The following is a 22,753-nucleotide window of genomic DNA, read 5'->3' on the forward strand; positions in this document are numbered from 1 at the left end:
CGATTCAAAACGCTGCCGTAGGCCTGTGTCACTAGTATTTCGACAATGGAGCGTTCTCATGCGATTTAAAGCACTCGCTGTACCGTTGTGTGTGCTGTCTCTGGCCCTTTCCGGCTGTGCCAGCAAGTACGTCGACCCTGAGCAGTACTCTGGATTTCTCGGCGACTACAGCGTCCTGAAAGAGGAGAAATCTCCTTCGGGTGCAGCCGTCATGCGCTGGATTGATCCGAAAGTCGATGTCAGCAAATTCACCAGCGTTTACGTCGAACCCAGTCAGCTCTTCCCCAAGCCGCAGCCTACCGCGAAAATCCCGCAAAAGACCCTCAATGGCATCACTCAGTACTACGATCAGACCTTGAAAAATGCCTTTTCCAGCGCGCTTCCGCTCGCCAGCGGCCCAGGGCCGGGCGTGCTGGTGGTACGTCCGGCGATCACCGCGGCCAGTGCCAAGACCAAGGGGCTGCGTCCGTATGAAGTGATCCCGATTGCACTGGTGGCCGCTGGCGTCAGCGCCGCCACCGGCATTCGTGATCAGGACACCAGCCTGGCGACCGAAGCCGCGTTTCTCGATGGAAGTGACAACAAACTGGTCGCCGAAGTGGTGCGCAAGGGCGCCGGCGCTGATCTCGACAACTCCGCGCAGGTTCTGCAGGCCAATGACTTCAAAGCGGTGCTCGATGTCTGGGCGCGGGACATGGTCAAGTCTTATGAGCAACTGAAGAAATAGCGCCGACCACGGCCACCTGACGTGAGCCTGCGCAGGTTAGTGGTACGCGAAACGGCTGCTCCCCTCAAGCAGCCGCATTCGCCTCGACAAGATGAACCTCCGTGGCATTGCGCCCCGCCATCCACGCCAACACCGACGCGACAACCAGGACAGCGGCACTAAGCTCGAACGTAGCTTTATAACCACTCAGATCAAAAGCCAGACCACCAATGATTGCGCCACCGGCGATCGCCAGTTGAACAATCGCCACGAGCAAGCCGCCTCCAGCCTCCGCATCATCCGGAAGCGTCTGCGCCAGCCATGTCCACCAGCCGACCGGCGCGGCCGTCGCAACCAGTCCCCAGAGGCCGAGCAACACGGCGGTCAGCACCGGTGATTTGCCGAAGCTGACCAACGCCAGCGCGATGGCCGCCATGATCAGCGGGATGACGGTCAACGTGCGGTAGAGGCCGCGGCCCATAAACCGTTCGATCAGAAAGGTGCCGATAAAACCGGCCAGTCCCAGCCCCAGCAGCATCAAAGACAAGGTTGAGACACTGACACCCGTCACGCCTTCAAGAAAGGGTCGCAGGTAGGTGAACAGCATGAACTGGCCCATGAAAAAGACGCTGACGGCGACCATGCCCAAGGCCACTGGCAATTGCGTCATCAGGCGCAGAACGTTGCCGCTACCGGCCTGGCGCTCGGCCTTGAAGGACGGCAGGCTGATCAGCAGCCACACGGCGGCCAGCACTGCGACCGGAACCACACAGAAGAATGCCCCGCGCCAGCCGATCAGCGAGCCAAGAAAGCTCCCTGCCGGAGCGGCGATAACCGTGGCCAAGGCGTTACCGCCATTGACGATGGCCAGCGCTCGCGAAACCTGTTCAGGCTTCACCAGGCGCATTGCAGTCGCTGCCGACAATGACCAGAAACCACCAATCGCTATCCCGATCAACGCGCGTCCGAACATGAATGACGGATAACCCGGCGCGACCGCGACGACCGTACCGGAGACGATCATCAGCAAGGTCAGGCCCAGCAGCAATTTCTTGCGTTCGACGCGAGCAGCGACCGAGGCAATCAACAGACTGGTGATCAAGGCAAAGGCACCCGAGACGGAAATCCCCTGCCCGGCCTGGCCTTCGGTGATGTGCAGGTCTGCAGCAATCGGCGTCAGCAGACTGACGGGCATGAACTCTGAAGCGACCAAAGCGAATGCGGCCAGCGACATGGCCAACACAGCGCTCCAGCCGCCTGTTCTTTTAGAAGGATCTGTAGAAGGAAACGTCATGGGAGCTACCTGTGGTGCGAAAAAACGTAGGGGTGTGATGCGCAGGGGCAAGCAGTTTGTCGCTCTTGCGAGCACTGCCCCTGTAACAGATAGACACATTCTCCCGGTCAATCCGGCCCTTCCCTAGTGCATTCCTCTTGAATGCTTGCCTGATCCTCTGGCGATGCAGGGTGATGGATAGGAAACGTCTCGCTCGCGGATTAGAGTTCGGTCAACAGGAGTGACCCGACATGATCCCTACCCCCCAGCCGCAGCAATCGCCTTTGGCGTTGCACATAGACCCGCGCGTGAAGGCCCCGGGTGACTTCGCCACGGCCATACCCGGGCTGACGTTGTTTCGTCGCGACCAACCGGCGCCACCTGTTGTGTGCATGATCGAACCGAGCCTGATTCTCGTCGGTCGCGGCGAGAAGCGCTTGTGGGTCGGTGGTAAGGGCTACAGCTATGACCCTTCGCGGTTTCTGGTGACCTCACTGGATCTGCCCGCCAACTCCGAAGTAATGCTTGCCAGCCCCGAGCAGCCCTGTGTCGGCCTCGTGCTGAAGCTGGATGTGAGCATGCTCGCCGAGGTCATCACCAAGAGTGGCTTGCCGGCCAAGCGCCAACCCTCAACGGGCACGGGCGCCGCGATTGGCAGTCTGTCGTCGGCGTTGGAGGGCGCGCTTGATCGCCTGCTGGCATTGCTCGACGAACCCGAGGCGATCCTGGTGCTGGCGCCGCTGATTCTGCGCGAAATCCACTATCGGTTGCTGCATACCGACCAAGGCGCACGGCTGCGGCAGATCACGGCCGTCGATGGTCAGGGTTATCGCATCGCCAAGGCGATTGACTGGCTCAAGCTCAACTACGCAGATGCCCTGCGCATCGACGATCTGGCCGCGCGGGTACAGATGAGCGCGCCGACCTTTCACCATCATTTCCGTCAGCTCACCGGCATGAGTCCGCTGCAATACCAGAAATGGCTGCGGCTCAATGAAGCGCGGCGGCTGATGCTGGTCGAGCGCCTCGACGTGTCGCGGGCGGCGTTTGCAGTCGGCTATGAAAGTCCTTCGCAGTTCAGTCGCGAATATGGCCGGCTGTTCGGCACCGCGCCGAGTCGAGACATAGCCGTCCTGCGCGGGCAGCCATTTGAAGCAGAAGCCCTCGGCACAGTAGCGAATTGAACGAAAAACGGTGATGCGCCTCGCCGCGTGTCACCGCTCATAACAATGCACGTCAACCGATGATCAGCGGGTGAATCATGGAACTACGAATCAACCAGAAGACCTATCAGGTCGATGCCGACGCCGATACGCCCTTGCTGTGGGTGATCCGCGATGATCTGGGCATGACCGGGACCAAGTACGGCTGCGGACTGGCGCAATGCGGCGCCTGCTCGGTGCTGGTGGATGGCAACGTGGTGCGCTCGTGCGTCACGCCGGTGGCCGGTGCGGTCGGCCGCGAGGTCACCACCATTGAGGCCATCGAAAGCGATGACGTGGGCAAACGGGTGGTCTCGACCTGGGTCGATCTGCAGGTCGCCCAGTGCGGCTACTGCCAGTCCGGGCAGGTGATGGCCGCCACCGCACTGCTCAAACAAAACCCCAAACCGAGTGATGCGCAGATCGAGGCGGCGATGGTCAATCTGTGCCGCTGCGGCACTTACAACGCGATTCATGCCGCCATGCATGAGCTGGCCGGCAAGGGAGACGCGTGATGAACGTTCGAATCGACCCTTCACTGCAAGCCTCAGCACTGGATCTGCACGAACCGATCAATGTTTCGCGCAGACGTTTTCTCACCGGCACCGCCGTCGGCGCACTGGTCCTCGGCTTCGGCCTGCCGCTGGGTGCGACGCGCGTGCAAGCTGCCGTTGCAGCGGCGACGGCCGAACGCGGCACGCAAGTGCCGGCGTTTCTCGAAATCCGTCCAGACAACCGCGTGCGCCTGCTCTGCCCGTTCATGGAAGGCGGACAAGGCACGTTCACCGCGATGGCGCAGATTGTCGGTGAAGAACTCGATGCCGATCCGTCGACCTTCCTGGTCGAAGCGGCGCCGCCCGGCGAAGCCTATGTAGTGTTGGAAAACGGCATGCGCATCACCGGCGGCAGCATGTCGGTGCGCATGAGTTACCCGGTCATGCGCCGCCTCGGCGCCCTCGCCCGCGCCATGTTATTGCAGGCAGGCGCGCAGCAACTTGGCGTGCAAGTCAGCGAGTTGAGCACCGAGCCTGGAAAAGTCGTGCATGCCAAGTCGGGCCGCTCGTTGGCCTACGGTGAGCTGGCCGAGCGTGCGATGGATCTACCGGTTCCTGATCCGGCCTCTGTGAAGCTGCGTGATCCGAGCCAGTTCCGCTGGATCGGCAAACCGGTGAAGCGTCTTGATGCCTACGACAAGTCCACGGGCAAAGCGCTCTACAGCATCGATCTGAAGGTCGACGACATGCTTCATGCTGCCGTGCAACATGCCCCGCGCTTGGGCATGACGGTCGGCAACCTGCGCAACGAAGACCAGATCATGGCGATGAAAGGCGTGCATTCCGTGCACCGTCTGCCAGGCGCTGTGGCAGTAGTCGCTGAACGCTGGTGGCACGCCAAACGTGCGGTCGAGGCGATACAGGTTGACTGGCAAGAACCAACGGCCGGGAGCAAAGTGCGGCCGATGCCCGCTGACTTTTCCAGCGACGCCTGGTTCAAACGCCTCGCGGAAGATAAAGGTCCGGCCAAAGATGATGAAAACGAAGGCGACGTGGCGTCGATTCTCAAGGAAACCAAGACTCGGATCGACGCCACTTACCACAACCAATACCTGAATCACGGGCAGTTAGAGCCGCCTTCGGCACTGGCCCGCTTCAACCCCGACGGTTCGCTGGAAGTCTGGTTGCCGAATCAGGCGCCGGACATGTTCCGCGCCGACATCGCCAAACGCACAGGGCTGGATCCGTCGCGCATCACCTTGCATTCGCCACTGCTGGGCGGGTTCTTTGGCCGGCATTTTCTCTACGATTCGGCCAGTCCCTATCCGCAGGCGATCGCGCTGGCGAAAGCGGTTGGCCGCCCGGTCAAACTGATCTGGAGTCGCGAGGAAGAGTTCCTGCGCGATGTGCTGCGCCCCGTTGCTGCGGTGAACTTCCGTGCCGCGCTGGACGCCGACGGCTGGCCGCTGGCAATCGAAGCGATCAGTGCCACTGAAGGCCCGACCGAAGCCCTCGCCGGCAAGCAAGGTGAAAAGCTCGACCCGACGGCGCTTGAAGGGTTGTCAGGCAAAACCTATGCGATCCCCAACAAACGCATCGCGCAGATCTACGTCAAAGGTCCAGCGATGCTCGGTTACTGGCGTTCGGTGGGCAATTCGCTCAACGACTTCTTTTATGAATCGTTCCTCGATGAACTGGCCGACAAGGGCGGCAAGGACCCGTTCGACCTGCGCCTGCATTTGCTGCGTGACAACAAACGACTGACCACCCTGCTGCAAGCGGTGGGTGAACTGTCGGGCGGCTGGAAGCGTGGGCCGTTTACCGCCGAGGACGGCAGCAAACGTGCACGAGGCGTGGCCATGGCTTCGCCGTTCGGAACGGAGACAGCGGTGATCGCCGAGGTGTCCATCGAGAACGGCCAGGTCAAGGTGCACGACATCTGGCAAGCGATTGACCCCGGCAGCATCGTCAACCCGGCGATTGTCGAGGCGCAGGTCAATGGCGCCGTGGCGTTGGGGCTGTCGCAAACCCTGGTGGAAGAAGCCGTGTGGATTGATGGCAAACCCCGGGCGCGCAACTACGACTTGTATCCGATCCTGCCGCCTGCGCGGATGGCTCGGGTCCATGTGCGGGTGGTCGAGAGTGGGGAAAAAATGGGTGGTATCGGGGAACCGCCGCTGCCTGCGGTCGCGCCCGCCGTCGCTAACGCGGTGGCAGCGCTAACCGGTCAGCGGGTGCGCAGCCTGCCCATGAGCCGACACACCTTCACTTGATCAGCGCCGGAGCGTCCATGAATAACAGCCGATTCGCAAGAACCGCTGGCTGGCTGGCAGTGCCGTGCCTGGTCGCGGCAGGCCTGCTGGCCTGGTATGTCACCCGCGAGCCTGTCTCACGCCTTGAACACCCTCAGATCACCGTGGCCGACATCGACCCGGCATTGGTCGCACGTGGCGAATACGTCGCCCGGCTCAGCGATTGCGTGGCCTGTCACAGCGTGCCGGGCGGCGCGCCATTCGCCGGCGGCCTGGAAATGGCCACACCGCTGGGCTCAATCCACGCGACCAATATCACCCCGGACGCGGAAACCGGCATCGGCCACTACAGCCTGGCGGATTTCGACCGGGCGGTGCGTCACGGCGTGGCACCCGACAGTCGCCGTCTGTATCCGGCGATGCCCTACCCGTCCTACGCCAAGCTCAGTGATGACGATGTGCGTGCGCTGTATGCGTTCTTCATGAAAGGCGTGACGCCGGTGAAGCAAGCGAACATCCCCAGTGCGATTCCGTTTCCGCTGAACCTGCGCTGGCCGATCGCACTGTGGAACGGCGTGTTTGTCGACGCCGAACCCTACGTAGCCAAACCGTCGCAGGATCAACAGTGGAACCGTGGCGCTTACCTCGTTCAGGGCGCCGGGCATTGCGGCAGTTGCCATACGCCGCGTGGCTTGGCGTTCAACGAGAAGGCACTGGATGACACTGGTAAGCCGTACCTCGCCGGCGCCTTGCTCGATGGCTGGTACGCACCGAGCCTGCGTGATGATCACAACACCGGTCTGGGCCGCTGGAGCGAGGCGGAAATCGTGCAGTTCCTCAAGACCGGTCGCAATCAACACGCGGTGGTCTATGGCTCAATGACCGAGGCGTTCAACAACTCCACGCAGTTCATGAGCGATGAAGATCTGACCGCGATTGCCCACTACCTGAAGTCGCTTGCCGGGGATCGCGAACGGGATGGCGCACCGTGGCAGTATCAAGCGGTTTCGGCAGCGCAACGTCTGGACTCGCCCGGTGCGCATACCTACGTGACGCGCTGTGCTTCGTGCCACGGCCTCGACGGCAAGGGGCAACCTGAATGGATGCCGCCGCTGGCCGGCGCCACCTCGGCACTGGCCAAGGAAAGCGCCTCGGCGATCAACATCACCCTCAATGGTTCGCAACGTGTGGTGGCGGCCGGCGTGCCGGATGCCTATCGCATGCCGGCCTTCCGTGAGCAGCTGTCGGATCAGCAGATCGCCGAAGTGCTGACTTTCATGCGCAGCACCTGGGGCAATCAGGGCAGCGCTGTTGATGCGCAGATGGTGGGCAAATTGCGTGAACACACCGATCCGGCCAGCAGCAGCCCGATCATCCTGCAAATGCGCTAGAGGAGAGAGACTGATGGAAAGCATCGACTTGCTGGTCCTGCGCACGGCGCGGGACTGGCTCGCCGCTGGCGAACGTGTGTTGCTCGCCACGGTGGCGCGCACTTGGGGTTCGTCACCACGGCCGACGGGATCGATGATGGCCTTGCGTGACGATGGTCGCGTGGTCGGCAGCGTGTCCGGCGGCTGCATTGAGGATGATCTGATCCATCGCTACACCACGGCCCATGGCGGCAGCGCTTTTAGCGACAGCGCACCGCAAGTGGTGCGCTATGGCGTCAGCGCCGATGAGGCGCATCGGTTCGGTTTGCCCTGCGGTGGCACGCTGGAACTGATCCTTGAGCTCAACCCGTCGTGGCGGTCGCTCGACGCGTTGCTGGTGCAACTGAATGCCGGGCAACTGGTTCGCCGTCGTTTGGCGCTAGAGTCCGGTCAGGTGATGCTCGAACCGACCGCAACGCCGGAACAGTTCAGCTTCGATGGCGTGCAGATGCTAAACACCTTGGGGCCGGGCTATCGGATGCTGATGATCGGTGCCGGCGCGCTGGCCGAGTATCTGGCGACCATGGCCTTGTTCAACGGTTTCAAAGTGGCGGTGTGCGATCCGCGTCCCGAGTACATCGAGACGTGGGCGGTAGACGGTGTGGAGCGCATTGTCGGCATGCCGGACGACGTGGTGCGCGACTTCGCGGTCGATCAGCGCACCTGCATCGTCGCCTTGAGTCATGACCCCAAACTCGACGATCTGGCCCTGCTCGAAGCGCTCCACGGCCCGGCGTACTACGTCGGTGCGATCGGCTCGCGGCGCAACAGCCAACTGCGCCGCGAGCGCCTGATCGGGCATTTTGGTGAAACCGAGGCATCGCTTGAACGCCTGCACGGGCCGATCGGCCTCTACATCGGCAGCAAGACCCCGGCGGAAATCGCCGTTAGCGTGATGGCCGAAATTCTTGCGGCGAAGAATGGCGCCAGCCTGCCGAAAGGGTTTTCAATTGCCAGGGCCAAAGCGCTCGCAGAATGAGCCGCGCGGCTACTCTGCGTCGGCGTTATCGGCCAGCAATGAAACGACGTGGTGTTATCAGGTGACGATTCCGGCTATTGATGAGTTATCGACACAAACCAGCTCACTGTGTTCTTCGACAAGTCATAGAACCCCTCGGGGCAAGAACGGTCTGCTCTCCTGTGACCTCTCAGGAATACGTCCCATGTCAGCGCAACGCAACCTTGTCATCCTCGCTCGGGGAGGCTACGCCGCCCGGGGAATGCTGTATTTGATCATCGGCATCTTTGCGTTGCTGGCGGCCCAGGATTCGACCAGACCGAAGGACAGTCACAAGAGTCTGGAAGCCCTGCTGGGCCAGCCATTCGGCTATTTTCTGGTTGGACTTGTCGTGGCGGGACTGCTCGCATTTGCCGCCTGGCGTGTCCTGCAGGCAACGCGTGATGTCGATCATCACGGCACAAAACTCAAAGGTCTGGTGATTCGCACAGGGCTGTTTGTGGGAGGTTTGGTCAACGGTGCTCTGGCGTTCTTTGCATTGGGCCTGCTCATCAGCGGGATTAAAAGCTCGGGCAATTCTGCAGGACAGACCAAAGACTGGCTGGCGCATCTGCTGTCCTGGGAACACTCGAACTGGCTGGTGTACCTGATCGCCCTCATTCCGCTTGGGGTCGGCATTGCCCACATCTTCAAGGGATGGAAAGCGACGTTCGAGAAGTATTTCCAGGCCGACGAGGATGTCATGCGCTACGTTCGCCCGGTCTCCCGGTTTGGTCTGATAGCGCGCGGAGTGGTGTTTATCGAGATTGCATTGCTGCTGGCCGTCAGCGGTTCCAGCTATCAGGCCATGGATCCACCCGGTATGAAGGAAGCGCTCGATGCGCTGCAGAATCTACCCGCTGGCTGGCTGATTTTGATGGTGATGGCCTTGGGACTGATTGCCTTCGCGGTCTACAGTCTGGCGGAAGCTTTCTGGCGCAAGATCAATATGGATGTGCCGGGAGTCGCGAGACCGTAGGGTGTAATCCAGTCCCCATGGCGCTCGTCATCTCGTTACGGGTTATCCACCGCCCGATCACTCACACCCGATAATACTGGCGATACCAGCGTACAAACTCCGCCACACCCACCTCAACCTCGACCTGCGGCGAACACCCGATCCAGTCTGCCAGCGCCGAAACATCAGCCCAGGTCTTGACGACATCGCCTGCCTGCATCGGCAGCAAATTGCGCTGGGCTTTTATGCCCAATGCCGTCTCCAGACAGTCGACAAAATCCAGTAGCGCGATCGGCCTGCCACGCCCGAGGTTGAAAATCCGGTGACTGCCATGGGCGTCTTTGTCGGGCGTTGGCGGCTTTGGGCACAGGCGGACGATGCTCTCGACAACGTCATCGACGTAGGTAAAGTCCCGCGCCATCTGGCCCTGGTTATAAATATCAATCGGCCGCCCCTGAAGGATCGCTTCGGTGAACTTGAACAACGCCATGTCCGGTCGTCCCCATGGCCCATAGACGGTAAAAAACCGCAGTCCGCTAGCCTTGAGGCCGTAGAGATGGCAGTAGCTGTCGGCAAGCAGTTCATTGGCGCGTTTGGTGGCGGCATACAGGGACACCGGATGCTCGACCGCGTCATCGACGCTGTATGGCAACTTGCTGTTGGCCCCGTACACCGAACTGCTCGACGCGTAGATCAGATGCGCAGGTGGATAGTGCCGGCAGGCTTCCAGTACATTGAGAAAGCCCAGCAGATTTGATTGCGCATAGGCATCCGGGTTGTCGAGCGAATAGCGGACACCCGCTTGAGCGGCCAAATGCACGACCTCGGTGAAACCGTGCTCTTCGAACAAAGCCATCAAGGCTGGCTTATCGACAATGTCCATGGTCTGGAAACGGAAACCCTGTAGCTCGCTCAACTTCTGAAGGCGCGCCTGTTTGAGTTCCACGCTGTAGTAATCGTTGAGGTTGTCGATGCCGATTACTTGATGGCCTTGCAGTATCAACCGTCTGACCGTGTGATATCCGACAAAGCCTGCAGCACCTGTAACAAGAACGGACATATTCGCCTCTCCAGCCAATTCAACAGGCGATTAGTTATAGCGTTGGTCGACTTGCGCAGTCCAGACTTTATAACTTCCCCAACTATGGGGATTAACGACCGATCTAAATAGCGGGCGACGACTCTGAAGTGACAGTAAAGTTTCTTGTCTTCCGACAAAAGGATGACGCCTTGGAAAACAATAACCTGCGCACGAGTGCCATCATTAGCAGATAAATGGCGTGTTTTTTGACTGGGATCGTTTGACAGACCGCAAAGACTGGCCGATAACTACCAAGGTTCATTTTTACAGGGCGCGAGCAATCTTCTAGTCGCGCCCTGTCGTTTCAGAGACAACTACTTAGTTACCTATCGTTAAAGCTGCATGAGCAGACCGTGCGGTAGCTTTGCCTTCTGAAAAGTTAAGCCGCGGCTTATTCCCCATGCGCCGCACAATATAGCGTCACGCCTCAGTTGGACGCACCTTAATGAAACGCTTTGTGATTCGAGATTGAAACACCTCAGTGTTAATAAAATAAGACTTTCGCCACGTGCCTTACTTAGCCCTCGATAGAGCTTCTGCCTGCATAAACTTTCGATCATTACAGAGTTTACCAGCATGCCAGTTATCAGCTCCGAACGTCCCTTTTGGTACCTTTTGCAATGCAAACCACGTCAGGATGAGCGCGCTCACCTGAACCTGCTCCAACAGGATTACGTGGTATTCCATCCCCAACTCCTCAGTGAACGCATCATTCGCGGGAAACGACAGCGAGTGCGCGAATCGCTGTTTCCCGGCTATTTGTTTATCCAGCTCAGTCGTAACGACAATTGGGGGCCCTTGCGTTCCACGCGCGGGGTCAGTCGTATCGTCGAATTCAATCACGGGCCGGCAACGGTGGCAGAGCATGTCATCGAGCACCTGCGTGTGCGCTGTATCGAATCGTCGCTGTCGGGGCCGGATGAGGCGCTGAAACCGGGGCAGAACCTGCAGATCGTCAGCGGCCCTCTGGCATCCTTGGAGGGTGTGTTTCTCGGTTTGCACGGCACTGATCGCGTGATGATCCTCCTGCAATTTCTCAATCGCGACCAATCCGTTTGCTTGCCACTCAGCGTGATCGAACGTCAACACCGCAACTTTCAGACCTATAACTAAGCCCTTTCCTTATATGCCTTGCTCAGGAGCTATAACATGACCTTGAAGTCACGATGCCCTGTCGCACTGATGATGGCCTCTCTTTATCCCGGAATGGCGTGGAGTATCAATCCGCAAGCCATTGATGTTTACGGATTCGATTTCACGCCATCCTTTTTGTTTTCAGAAAGTTATGACGACAACTTTCGCGAAGTGGAAAACAGCAAGCAGTCCTCAATGGTCACCAAACTGGCGCCCTCCTTCGAACTCAAGGCCGAAGACCGCAACAGCGCCACTCGCTTGATCTGGCAGCCCACGCGTTACATCTATCACGACGACTCGGATGCCTCGAACACTGCCCAGCGCGTGCGTGCCGACAGCATCATGGAGTTCACCGACCGGCATCGTCTCAAGCTCGACGCTGAATACCGTAAATGGGAGCGCACCGAGTCGACGGCAGTCGAGGGCATCAACGACAAGCTCAACAACAAACGCGTGGGCGGTCTCTACACCTTCGGCGCTAAAAGTGCGGATAACCAAATCGATGTAGGGGCCAGTTACGCGCAACTTCGCTACGACAATGCCGACGGCATCAACGACGACAAGGAACGCAATACCACCGCCCTCACCAGCACCTGGTATCACCGCATCGGCAGTAACACTCGCGGCCTGCTCGAATATGACCACACCGACTTTGATTATCAGCAAGCCAACAGCCCGCGCAGCAGTAAATCCGATGCGGTACTGGCCGGTGCCGTGTGGGATTTCACCGCACGCACGACCGGCAAAGTGCGCCTCGGTTATGAGCGCAAGAACTTCGACAACAGCGAATCCAAAGACCTCAACAACCCGACCTGGCAAGTGGACTTGCAATGGAAACCGCGAACCTATTCGACGTTTACCTTTGTCGCTCGTCAGGCCCTTGCCGAGGGTGACGATGGCGCTGATGCCGTGAAGTCGACATTCACTCAGATCGGTTGGCGTCACGGCTGGACCGAACGGATCACCACGGTGGCACAAGCCGGGTACGGCCGTTATGTCTACGAAGGCCAGAGCCGAACCGACAATCTTCAGGACTACAACCTGGCCGTGGTGTACGCGATGCGCCGCTGGCTGGATATCGAACTGGGTTATCGGTACCGCGACAACGATTCCGATGCCGACAATGAAAGCTTCACCCGCAACGTGTTCCAGATCAGTTTCAACGTCAGCCTTTAAGAGGGTTTCGACATGAACACACGCACGCTCGTCCTGTTGTTCGCCCTGTGTTTTGTACCTCATACCTTTGCCGCAGGCCCCGACACTCAATACAAACTGGCCGCTGGCGATGTCTTGCGCATCATCGTCTTCGGTGAGCCGGAATTGAGCCTGAAAAAGATCCGCCTCAGCGACGCTGGCACTTTTTCCTACCCTTTTCTGGGCGAGATTTCCGCCAAGGGCCTGACCCCCGGCCAAGTCGAAAAAATCATCGTCGACGGGCTGAAACAGGGTTACCTGATCGACCCGAAAGTCAGCCTCAGCCAGATTGAATACCGGTCTTTCTACATCAATGGCGAAGTGAAGAAACCCGGCAGCTACCCGTTCGTGCCCGGCCTGACTCTGGAGAAAGCCATCGCCTTGGGCGGTGGCCTGACCGAGCGTGCCTCTATCAAGCGCGTGACCATTTTGCGCGGCGATGGTGGCGCGACCCTCACCGATGACGTGACGCGCAACACCACGATTGCCCCCGGTGACACCATTTCAATTGCACAAGGCTTTTTCTAATCATGGACAACAGCCCTAGCACCTACGTCGAACGTCCTTTGCAAGCGCATCTGCATCAGCAGTACAGCGAAGACAAGGACACCCTTGACCTGTTAAAGCTCTGGAGAGTGATCTGGCGCGCCAAATGGAGCATCGCCTGGCTGGTGCTGGCCAGTGCTGCGCTGGCCGCGATTGTGGTCTCGAACATCACGCCGCAATACATCGGCAGCACCACTTTGCTGTTCAACGATAAGACACCGCCGCTGATGTCCTTTCAGCAAGTCAAGGATTCGGGCGGCAACGCCACGGATTACTTGCAGACCCAGCAGGCGCTCCTGCAATCGCGCGATCTCGCCGAACGCGCAGTGAAAAAACTCGGCCTGACCACCCACCCGGTCACCGACCCGCGCCAGCAATCAAAGCCCTGGTTTGCACCGCGCCAGTGGCTGGCGGATCTCGACCTTGATCAATGGATCCCGGAGCTGAGTCGGGTGATGCCGCTGAACAACAAAGAGGAGCCCACTGAAGAAGACGTCTTCAATCAGGTCACGCAGAACCTCATGCTGCACACCAGCGTCAAGTTCGTCGGCAAGAGCCAGTTGCTCGAAATCGAGGTCGAGTTGCCCGATCCGGTTCTCGCAGCCGCAGCGGCCAATGCGTTGGCCCAAGGCTTCACCGACAGCCAGCTCGACACCAGCGAAAAGTCCTCGCAAACCACCACAGCCTGGATGAACACACGGCTGGTCAAACTGCGCGACAACTTGCGTGTCGCCGAGAAAAAGCTCCAGGGCTACCGCGAAGAGCAAGGTCTGGTGGACGTCGGCGGCGTTGCCACCATCAGTGCCAACGAACTGGAAATGACCGGCAATCGCATGGTCGACGCCCGGCGCAACCGCGCTGAAGCCGAGAGCGAATACCGTCAGGCGAAGGCCTTGGGCAACGGTGATCTGAGCCGGCTCTCCAGCGTGCCTGCAGTGCTGAGCAATCCCTTGGTGCAGAAATTCCAGGCCGACCGCGCTGTGGCGCAAGCCAAGGTGGATGAGCTGGCGGGCCGCTATGGGCCAAAACACCCGAGCCTGCTTTCTGCGCAGACCGAATTGCGCACCGCCACCACCAGCCTGCAATTGCAGGTGCAGCAAGTGGTCGCCGGCATTGAACGGCAATACCAGCTGGCAACCGCCAGTGAAGCCTCGCTGCGTCAGTCGTTCAACAGCAACAAGGCGCAAATCCAGGACATTGCGCGCAAAGAGTTCCAGTTGCGCGAGTTTCAGCGTGAGGTCGACAGCTCCCGCGCGCTGTATGAAACCTTCGTCACTCGCCTGAAAGAAACCACCGCCACCGCCGACATGGACTCGACCAAGGTACGCATCGTCGACCCGGCCATTGTTCCGGTTGACGCTAGCAAACCGCGCAAAACCTTGATTGTCGCTATCGTCGGGTTAATCGCTGCGGTGATCGGCGTTGCCTTGGCGCTGCTCTTCGACAGCCTGAGCAATACCTTCAAAACCGACGAGTCGATCGAAAACGCGCTGAACATTCCGTTGCTCAGCGTCGTGCCACTGGTGACGAAGAAAACCCGTCGGCAACTGGCGCGTCTGTTCGAGGATAACGACAACCCGCGTTTTTCCGAGACCATTCGCAACCTGCGAACCTGGTTGATGTTGCAAAGCAGTGAAATGCCTTCGCAAGTGGTGCTGGTGACGTCGACGGTTGCCGGTGAGGGTAAAAGCACCATTGCCAACAATCTCGCCAGCTCACTGACGTCACTCGAACGCGTGCTGTTGATCGATGCCGACATGCGTCAGCCAACCCTGTCGCTGAACTTCGATTTCCCACTGGACAGCCCCGGACTGGCGAATGTCATTGCCGGCACCGCCAGGCTTGAAGACTGCATTGTCTCGGTGGGCAATCTGGACATGTTGCCGGCCGGCAAGGTCCTGCCGCCACCGCTGGACATGTTCGCCGCCCCGCGCCTGCCGTCGCCGGCCGACTCGCTCAATCCGTTACAGCCACCGCCGCAGGATCTGCTCAGCTCACCGCGCATGGCGCGCATGCTTGAGGCGCTGAGGTCGCGTTACCGCCACATCATTATCGATTCCCCCCCTGCGGAGATGATCAGCGACGCGCTGTTGCTGGCGCGGCATTCGGATGCCGTGATCTATGTAGTCAAGGCCGACAGCACGCCGATCAGCCAGGTGCAACGCGGCCTGGCCATGTTGCAACAGAGCCATGTGCCGGTGTTTGGCACCGTGCTCAACCAGGTCGACCTGCGCAAGGCGCGCAAGTACGGCCATCACCACTCCCGGGCGTTCTATAACTACGATTTCGCGCCCAGGTAACACCAGGCGAATACGCCAGCCGCTACGCCCCCATCTGCCAACGCACAACCCGCTTCACCTCTGCCGAGCTACGGAATAGCCATCGGGCGACACGTCCTGTCCGTTCGATTAGCGCTGATGCATGACTGCTGCCTTGAGGTTGAGCCCATGACGCCGTTCTATACCGCTCACATGACGCACCGCCGAGGCCTGACCTTCTGGGGTCAATGGCTGTGCGCACTGTCGCTGACCACCGTGTTGCTGATGTTGCTCGTGCATTGGCGCGTCGGCAGTCTGAACAGCGAATACCGCATCCTGATCATTCTCGCGGTGCTCGGTTCGGTGCCGATTTACAGCGTGATGCAGGTCTACCACAAGCGCCATGGCCTGTTGGTTGGCCTGGGCCGATTGCTTGCGGCGTGGCTGATTCTACTGGCCGTGCTGGCGGCGATTGCCTTCATTACCCAGACCAGCGCGATTTACTCGCGCCAGGTAATCATGGTCTGGGCGGTGCTCGGTTTCGTCATCCAGGCATTGAGCTTTTTGCCCCTGCATTACCTGGCCCGATTGCATTCACGCCGGGTCTGCAAAGAGCGCCGCTCGGTGATCATTGGCACCTGCCCGACGGCCCATGAGCTGGCGAAAAAACTCTCCCGACCGAACCGCGCGCTGGTGCTCGGTTTCATCGCTGCCGCCGACAACAGCGGCCCGGCTCCGAGCATTCTGCCGCTGCTCGGTCACGTTGCCGCGATCCGCGAGATCATCACGCGTCTGGAGGTGCGCCGCGTCTACATCGTGCTGACCATGGCGCATGCCGCGACCATCGAAGCGCTGTACATCGACCTCCTGGACATGAATGTCGACGTGGTGTGGATTCCGGACTTCGGCAGCATGGTGTTGCTCAACCATTCGATCTCGGAAATCGAGCGGATGCCGGCGATTTACCTCAATGAAAGCCTCATCAGCTCGCACCCGGCGAGCCTGTTTTGCAAGGACCTGTTTGAACGCAGCCTGGCCGGCGCGGCCATTATTCTGCTCAGTCCCTTGCTGCTGGCGGTGGCTGTCGCCGTCAAGCTCACCTCCGCAGGCCCGGTGCTGTTCAAGCAGGCCCGCCACGGTTGCAACGGAGAAGTGATCAAGGTCTGGAAGTTTCGTTCGATGCACGTCCACGACGATCGCGAGGTGCGCCAGGCCACCCGTGACGATGCCCGCCTCACCCCGATCGGCGGGTTCCTGCGCCGCAGTTCCATCGACGAACTGCCGCAGTTGTTCAACGTCGTGTCCGGGCAGATGGCCCTGGTCGGCCCGCGCCCGCATGCCGTCACCCATAACATTTATTACACCGGCAAGGTGCGCGCCTACATGGCCCGCCATCGCCTCAAGCCGGGCATCACCGGCCTCGCCCAGATCACCGGCCATCGCGGCGAAACCGAGACGGTGGAAAAGATGCAGCTGCGCGTCGCCCAGGACCTCAACTACATCAACCAATGGTCGCTGTGGCTCGACATCAAAATCCTCATCAAGACGCCCTTCACCCTGTTCTCGAAAAACATCTATTGACCCCTGCCCGAGCGCTTCAGCCCCGCCCTGCCCCTGCGTTGACAACCTTCACCACGATCTGAGGTTTGACCATGAATGTGAGCGTATTCGGTATTGGTTACGTGGGCCTGGTCCAGGGCGCCGCACTGGCCGAGGTCGGGCACAACGTGCTCTGCGTCGATGTCGACGCGGCCCGGGTCGAGGCGCTGAAACAAGGCACGCTGCCGATCTACGAGCCGGGCCTGAAAAGCCTTGTGCGTGACAATTATCAAAGTGGTCGTCTGCGCTTCGGCACCGATCTGGCCGAGGCTGTTCAGCATGGCGATGTGTTGTTGATCGCCGTCGGCACCCCGCCAGACGAAGACGGTTCGGCCGATCTGCAGTACGTGTTGAGCGTGGCGCAGACCATCGCACTGAACATGGATCGGCATCAAATCATCGTCGACAAATCCACGGTGCCGGTCGGCACGGGCGATCAGGTGCGTGCGTGTATCGAGCAGGTGCTGGGCGACAACGATCGCAGTCACCTGACGTTCGATGTGGTTTCCAACCCGGAATTTCTCAAGGAAGGCTGCGCGGTCGAAGACTGCATGCGCCCGGACCGGATCATCATCGGCACCGACAGCCCGCATGCCGAAGCGGTGATGCGCGAACTGTATGAACCGTTCAATCGCAGCCGCGAAAAAATCATCGTCATGGACGTGCGCAGCGCTGAGCTGACGAAGTACGCCGCCAACTGCATGCTGGCGACCAAGATCAGCTTCATGAACGAGATGGCCTGCCTCGCGGAAAAACTCGGCGCCGACATCGAAAAAGTCCGCCACGGCATCGGCGCCGACCCGCGTATTGGTTACCAGTTTATCTACCCGGGCGTTGGCTACGGCGGCTCGTGCTTTCCCAAAGACGTCCAGGCGCTGATCCATGCCGCGACAAGTGTCGATATCGACGCCCGACTGCTCAAGGCTGTAGAGGCGCGCAACCAGGACCAGAAGGCCAGTCTGTACAGCAAAATTTTCAATCACTTCGACGGCCACCTGCGCGGTAAAACGTTTGCCCTGTGGGGCTTGAGTTTCAAACCCAATACCGACGACATGCGCGAAGCCCCCAGCCGCGTATTGATGGAAGCCTTGTGGCACGCCGGCGCCAGCGTTCAGGCGTTTGATCCCAAAGCCATGGAAGAGGCCCAGCGCCTGTATGGCGCGCGCGATGACCTGACGTTGGCGGGGACCAAGGAAGCGGCGCTGAAAAATGCCGACGCGTTGATCATCGTCACCGAGTGGCAAGCGTTTCGCGCGCCGGACTTCGACTTGCTCAGCCGGCAGCTCAAACAACCGTTGATTTTCGACGGACGCAATCTGTTCGATCCGCAGCGTTTGAGCAAACGCGGCTTCACCTACATCTCCGTGGGGCGGCCAACCCCTTCAGTCATTTGAAGGAGCCGCGCCATGTTGAAGCTGGAACTGGTCGGGCATTACTCGGCGAAATTACTGGAGGCCAACCAGGCCTATTCCTTTATCAACTTTGCCTCCATCGGCAGCGTTTTCGAGCAGACCCCGGGTAGCGTCGCCTATTTCTGCGACGGCATGTTGATGTCGACCTTCATGTCCCGGGTGACCGGCAGGACCATTGGCCGGGTCAGTTTTGACTTCACCTCGATTGCCGACCTTGTTCTTGGCAGCGCCGAGCAACTGGGCAAACGCGTGTACTTCGTCGGCGCCCGGCAGGCCGAACTGGAGCTGTTTATCGTCAAGATCGGGGCGCTTTATCCGCGGCTGACCATCGCCGGTTATCGCAACGGCTATTTCGACGCCGCCGAGGCTGAAGACATTCGCGCTGACATTTGTCGCAGCGCCGCCGACATCCTCATTGTTGGCCTGGGCGCCGGGCTGCAAGAACAATTCGAACAGGACGCCCTGCGCGCAGGCTTTCGTGGTGTCGCCTTCACCTGTGGCGGGTTCATCCGCCAGGAAGCGCTGGCCACGCGGCAATACTACCCGGCGCTGATCAATCGCCTGCACCTGCGCGCGTTCTATCGAATGTACCGCGAGCCGCACACGATCAAACGCTACCTCGTCGATTACCCCAGCAACTTCTTGCACCTGCTGACGATGCTCGCCCGGCACAAAGTCGCCATCAGCGTGGGGGAATGACCATGCACATCCTGTTTATCCTCAAGGATTTCAAGTTGGGCGGTGGCGTCGAGCGCGTTCAACAACGGTTGTCCGAGCAGTTTCTCAAGGACGGTCGCCGGGTGAGTTTTTTCGTTATCAACGCAGACGTGGCCGACACGCCGGGGGTGCAACGCTTCCACGGCGGCGGCAGCGGTCTCGTCGGTTTGCTCAAGTCGATCGTTTTGTTGCGCCGGCTCATACAGCGTGAAGGCGTCACCCACCTCATCGCCGCTAAAGAGCAAGCCAACCTCTGCACCTGGTTCGCCACTTTGGGCCGTTTGTGCAAAGTCATCTATTGCCGCCATGCGACCCTTGATTGCAGTGAGCAGAACACCGGCCCCGCCAGCCTGCGTTTGCTCTACAGCTTGTACCTGTGTGGCAGCGGCAAGGTCGTCACCGTCTCCAATGCCTTGCGCCAGACGCTCATCGAGTTGCTGCCCTGGGGTCAGCAGCGCATCCGTTATTGCCCCAATGCGGTGGTCACCGAGCAACTGTTTCAAGCCTCGCAGGCGCCGCTACCCGCCGGAATGCCCGGCGCTTACTGGCTGGGCCTGGGCCGCTTGGTCGAACCGAAAGGTTTTCAGCTGTTGCTCGATGCCTACGCGTTGGCGTTGCGCAGTGCAGTGCTGCCGGATCTGGTGATCGTCGGCGACGGCCCGTTGCGCGAGGCACTGACCGCTCAGGCCTGTCGTCTGGGCATCGCCCCCCGGGTGCATTTCACCGGGTTCCTGAGCAATCCCTATCCGCTGCTCCGGCACGCGCAACTGTTCATTTTGAGTTCCGTGCAAGAAGGCATGCCGACGGTGTTGATCGAGGCGCTGGCACTGGGCACGCCGGTGCTGGCCAGCGATTGCGAGACCGGCCCCAGAGAACTGCTGGACAACGGCCGACTTGGCCAACTGGTGAGGGTCAACGACGTACCGGCGCTGGCCGACGGCATGCTGCGCAGCCTGACCCCACGCGATGACGTCGCCTTCAGCGAAACCAGGCTCACTGACACCCTGCGTCAGTACACCAGCCAGTACGCGGCGCAGGCGTATTACCAGGTATGGAATCAATGAAAAAACTGCTGATCATCCTGCATGACCTCAGCGCCGGTGGAGCTGAGAAAATGATGGCGCGTCTGGCCGGAGCGCTGGTGGACGCGGGCAATGACGTGACCTTGCTGATGCTCACCGGCGGCGGCATTCACGCCGCGCACCTCGATCCGCGAGTGAAAAAGGTTGAGTTGAATAGCCCGCGCAGCGTTCGTGCAGTGCCGGCACTCACGCGATTTTTGCGGGCTAATCGCTTTGACGCACAACTGGCGGCCCTCACCCACGTCAATGTAGTGGCGATTGCGGCGGCGGCGTTATCCGGCACGCTGGCACGCCTGCACGTCAGCGAGCGCAATGCCTTTTCCCATGACAAACACGTCAACCCGGACTTCATGGTGCGCGTCGCGTACCTGCTGGCGCCGCTGTTGTACCGGCTGATTCCCAACCCGGTGATCTGTGTTTCGCGGGGTGTCGCCCAGGATCTGGTCGACACCACCGTCACCCGCCGCCAGGACGTGACCATTGCCGATAACCCGGTGCTCGACAACGACTTTCGCGAGAAAACGCCCGGCCTGCCCAGCCACCGCTGGCTGCTGGACAAATCCGTCCCGGTGATTGTCGCCGTGGGGCGTCTGGCGCCGCAAAAAGGCTTCGACACGTTGATCAGCGCGTTTGCGGCATTAGCGGACAGCCGCGCGCGCCTGATCATTTTTGGCGAGGGTGCACTCCGGCCCAATCTGCTGGAACATGCGCGCGCAATGGGCGTGGCGGACCGCTTCGATCTGCCGGGCTATGCCAATGACCCTTTAGCCGAGGTCGCCGCCGCCGATTGCTTCGTGCTGTCGTCGCGCTTCGAGGGCAGCCCCAACGCGTTGGTAGAGGCGCTATCCACGGGCACGCCGGTAGTGGCAACCCGTTGCCCCCATGGCCCGCAAGACATTCTCATTGGCGGTGTGGTCGCGCCGCTGGTCGACGTCGACGATCCGCTCGCCCTGGCACAGGCGATTGCCCTGCAACTGGCTACACCGCGCAATCTGCAACGTGAATTGCGCCTGGAGGCCGCCGCCCGGTTCATCAATGCCAGCGCGGTGCAGACCTACCTCAAAGCGTTGATCGGGAGTCCGTCATCATGAGCACACTGGCGATCAGGTATTCGACGTTGCGCGACGGCTTCACCTTGTTCGGCGTGCTGTTCTACATCCAGGTGATTACCTTTGTCCTCAGCCTGGGCGGAGCCGCCAGCTTCGGCGATATCAATAAAGACCTCGAAGGCAACGTGGCCAATCAGATCTGCGGGCTGATCACGCTGCTCGTACCGCTGTTCTTCTTCATCCGCAACAAGGTCTTCCTCAGCAAGACTTTTTATCGCAGCAACTTCTTTCTGTTGCTGTTCATGCTTTCTGTCATCGCATCGATCGGCTGGTCCCACGACCCGATGCTGAGTTTCAAGCGCTTTATCGCGTTGCTCAGCATGGTGTTTTTCGCCGGTTTCATTGCCTACAACTACTCGCTGGAAAAAATCACCTTCATGCTCGGCTGCGCCATCGGTGTGGCGGCGTTGATCGGCCTGATCCTGGCGGTGGTCATGCCTGATGTCGCGTTCCTGTCCGGGGGTATTCGCGACGGCGCTTTCAAAGGGATTTTTGCCGAAAAGAATGCCGGTGCGCGGCTCAACGCGATCGCTATTCTGTTGTTGCTACCGATGATTCGCCGACGCAATCACTGGGCGCTGTTCTGTGCGTTTTTCTCGCTGGTCGCGATCCTGCTCGCGCAGTCGGCGACCGGGGTGGCGTTGATTGTTTCCGGCGCGATCAGCTATTGGTACTTCCTGACCTTGATCCGTTTGCGCGTCAACCATTCGCCGCTGATGTTCCTCGGCTGCACCCTCCTCTACCTGCTGGTGTGCCTGTTCCTTTACAGCAACTTTGCGGTGCTGCTGGAAATGGCCGGTCGCGACCCGTCACTGACCGACCGCACCTTGATCTGGGAACTGCTCGGGCCCTTTATCGACGGGCAGTTTCTCAAGGGTTATGGCTTCGGCGCCTTCTGGTCCAGCCCCGACGCCGATGGTTTCATTACCCGCTGGGGTTACATCGGTAATGCCCACAGCGGCTACGTCGAAACCCTGCTCAACGGCGGAGTCATCCAACTGACCGCGCTGGCGCTGATGTTTGGTGAAGCACTGCTCAAGCAGTACCGCGCCGTGACCGCGAATCAAACGGCGCAGTTTCGCGCCAGTGCGCTGGTGATCATCGGCTTGTTCGCCGTCACCAACTATGTGGCGTACGTGATCCCCAACTATCGCTCCGCCGAGTTTCTGGTGTTCTGCACCCTGGCCCTGTCTTTCCGACATCACCTCGCGACCTACCCCGAAACCTCATCGGCAGCTCAGCGTCAGCGTGTGTCTGGCAGAGCACTGCCGCGCGATTCAGCCAACGCGTAACCCAAGGAGAACCACCC

The 22,753-nt window shown here is 60.0% G+C and carries 19 protein-coding genes; 17 read left to right on the plus strand and 2 right to left on the minus strand.

What is annotated here, in order from left to right; translation table 11 throughout:
- Positions 1–58: 58 nt before the first annotated feature.
- The gene (locus ACZ0A4_RS09130) at positions 59–727 is read left to right on the plus strand and encodes a DUF3313 domain-containing protein (RefSeq protein ID WP_463574211.1); all 669 of its coding nucleotides are present in this window, start codon (positions 59–61) and stop codon (positions 725–727) included.
- A 64-nt stretch (positions 728–791) separates the two neighbouring features.
- Here ACZ0A4_RS09130 and ACZ0A4_RS09135 read toward each other — a convergent pair whose 3' ends face one another.
- On the minus strand, positions 792–2,000 hold the full coding sequence (locus ACZ0A4_RS09135) for an MFS transporter (RefSeq protein ID WP_463574212.1): 1,209 nt from the start codon (positions 1,998–2,000) through the stop codon (positions 792–794).
- 230 nt (positions 2,001–2,230) lie between these two features.
- Between ACZ0A4_RS09135 and ACZ0A4_RS09140 the strand changes: the two genes are divergently transcribed.
- From ACZ0A4_RS09140 to ACZ0A4_RS09165, 6 genes are all read left to right on the plus strand, one after another.
- Positions 2,231–3,163 (plus strand): AraC family transcriptional regulator, encoded by a 933-nt coding sequence (locus ACZ0A4_RS09140; RefSeq protein ID WP_463574213.1) that lies wholly within the window; start codon positions 2,231–2,233, stop codon positions 3,161–3,163.
- 77 nt (positions 3,164–3,240) lie between these two features.
- A complete protein-coding gene (locus ACZ0A4_RS09145) occupies positions 3,241–3,696 on the plus strand; it encodes a (2Fe-2S)-binding protein (protein WP_463574215.1) in 456 nt (151 codons plus the stop codon).
- Positions 3,696–5,948 (plus strand): xanthine dehydrogenase family protein molybdopterin-binding subunit, encoded by a 2,253-nt coding sequence (locus ACZ0A4_RS09150; protein ID WP_463574216.1) that lies wholly within the window; start codon positions 3,696–3,698, stop codon positions 5,946–5,948. Before ACZ0A4_RS09145 ends, ACZ0A4_RS09150 begins: the two co-directional genes overlap by 1 nt.
- A gap of 17 nt (positions 5,949–5,965) precedes the next feature.
- Positions 5,966–7,318 carry a c-type cytochrome gene (locus tag ACZ0A4_RS09155; RefSeq protein ID WP_463574218.1) on the plus strand — a complete coding sequence of 451 codons (1,353 nt, stop codon included), beginning with the start codon at positions 5,966–5,968 and terminating at the stop codon, positions 7,316–7,318.
- Between the two features lie 13 nt (positions 7,319–7,331).
- Entirely contained in the window at positions 7,332–8,336 is a 1,005-nt protein-coding gene (locus ACZ0A4_RS09160) for an XdhC family protein (RefSeq protein WP_463574219.1), read from the plus strand.
- A 184-nt stretch (positions 8,337–8,520) separates the two neighbouring features.
- A complete protein-coding gene (locus tag ACZ0A4_RS09165) occupies positions 8,521–9,333 on the plus strand; it encodes a DUF1206 domain-containing protein (RefSeq protein WP_463574220.1) in 813 nt (270 codons plus the stop codon).
- A gap of 61 nt (positions 9,334–9,394) precedes the next feature.
- Here ACZ0A4_RS09165 and ACZ0A4_RS09170 read toward each other — a convergent pair whose 3' ends face one another.
- Positions 9,395–10,372: an NAD-dependent epimerase gene (locus ACZ0A4_RS09170; protein WP_463574221.1), complete on the minus strand. Its 978-nt coding sequence runs from the start codon at positions 10,370–10,372 to the stop codon at positions 9,395–9,397.
- A gap of 597 nt (positions 10,373–10,969) precedes the next feature.
- Here ACZ0A4_RS09170 and rfaH point away from each other — a divergent pair.
- From rfaH to ACZ0A4_RS09220, 10 genes are all read left to right on the plus strand, one after another.
- Entirely contained in the window at positions 10,970–11,506 is a 537-nt protein-coding gene (gene rfaH, locus ACZ0A4_RS09175; RefSeq protein ID WP_463574223.1) for a transcription/translation regulatory transformer protein RfaH, read from the plus strand.
- 36 nt (positions 11,507–11,542) lie between these two features.
- Positions 11,543–12,703 (plus strand): outer membrane beta-barrel protein, encoded by a 1,161-nt coding sequence (locus ACZ0A4_RS09180; protein WP_463574224.1) that lies wholly within the window; start codon positions 11,543–11,545, stop codon positions 12,701–12,703.
- A 12-nt stretch (positions 12,704–12,715) separates the two neighbouring features.
- Positions 12,716–13,249: a polysaccharide biosynthesis/export family protein gene (locus ACZ0A4_RS09185; protein WP_463574225.1), complete on the plus strand. Its 534-nt coding sequence runs from the start codon at positions 12,716–12,718 to the stop codon at positions 13,247–13,249.
- 2 nt (positions 13,250–13,251) lie between these two features.
- On the plus strand, positions 13,252–15,567 hold the full coding sequence (locus tag ACZ0A4_RS09190) for a GumC family protein (RefSeq protein WP_463574226.1): 2,316 nt from the start codon (positions 13,252–13,254) through the stop codon (positions 15,565–15,567).
- 147 nt (positions 15,568–15,714) lie between these two features.
- Positions 15,715–17,106 (plus strand): undecaprenyl-phosphate glucose phosphotransferase, encoded by a 1,392-nt coding sequence (locus tag ACZ0A4_RS09195; protein WP_463574227.1) that lies wholly within the window; start codon positions 15,715–15,717, stop codon positions 17,104–17,106.
- A gap of 71 nt (positions 17,107–17,177) precedes the next feature.
- Positions 17,178–18,518: a UDP-glucose dehydrogenase family protein gene (locus ACZ0A4_RS09200; protein ID WP_463574229.1), complete on the plus strand. Its 1,341-nt coding sequence runs from the start codon at positions 17,178–17,180 to the stop codon at positions 18,516–18,518.
- 12 nt (positions 18,519–18,530) lie between these two features.
- The gene (locus ACZ0A4_RS09205; protein WP_463574231.1) at positions 18,531–19,235 is read left to right on the plus strand and encodes a WecB/TagA/CpsF family glycosyltransferase; all 705 of its coding nucleotides are present in this window, start codon (positions 18,531–18,533) and stop codon (positions 19,233–19,235) included.
- A 2-nt stretch (positions 19,236–19,237) separates the two neighbouring features.
- A complete protein-coding gene (locus tag ACZ0A4_RS09210; protein WP_463574232.1) occupies positions 19,238–20,317 on the plus strand; it encodes a glycosyltransferase in 1,080 nt (359 codons plus the stop codon).
- Complete coding sequence (locus ACZ0A4_RS09215; RefSeq protein WP_463574234.1) at positions 20,314–21,426, plus strand: glycosyltransferase; 1,113 nt, start codon at positions 20,314–20,316, stop codon at positions 21,424–21,426. Before ACZ0A4_RS09210 ends, ACZ0A4_RS09215 begins: the two co-directional genes overlap by 4 nt.
- On the plus strand, positions 21,423–22,736 hold the full coding sequence (locus ACZ0A4_RS09220; RefSeq protein WP_463574236.1) for an O-antigen ligase family protein: 1,314 nt from the start codon (positions 21,423–21,425) through the stop codon (positions 22,734–22,736). Before ACZ0A4_RS09215 ends, ACZ0A4_RS09220 begins: the two co-directional genes overlap by 4 nt.
- Positions 22,737–22,753 lie beyond the last annotated feature (17 nt).

Source organism: Pseudomonas sp. AC172, from assembly GCF_979258595.1.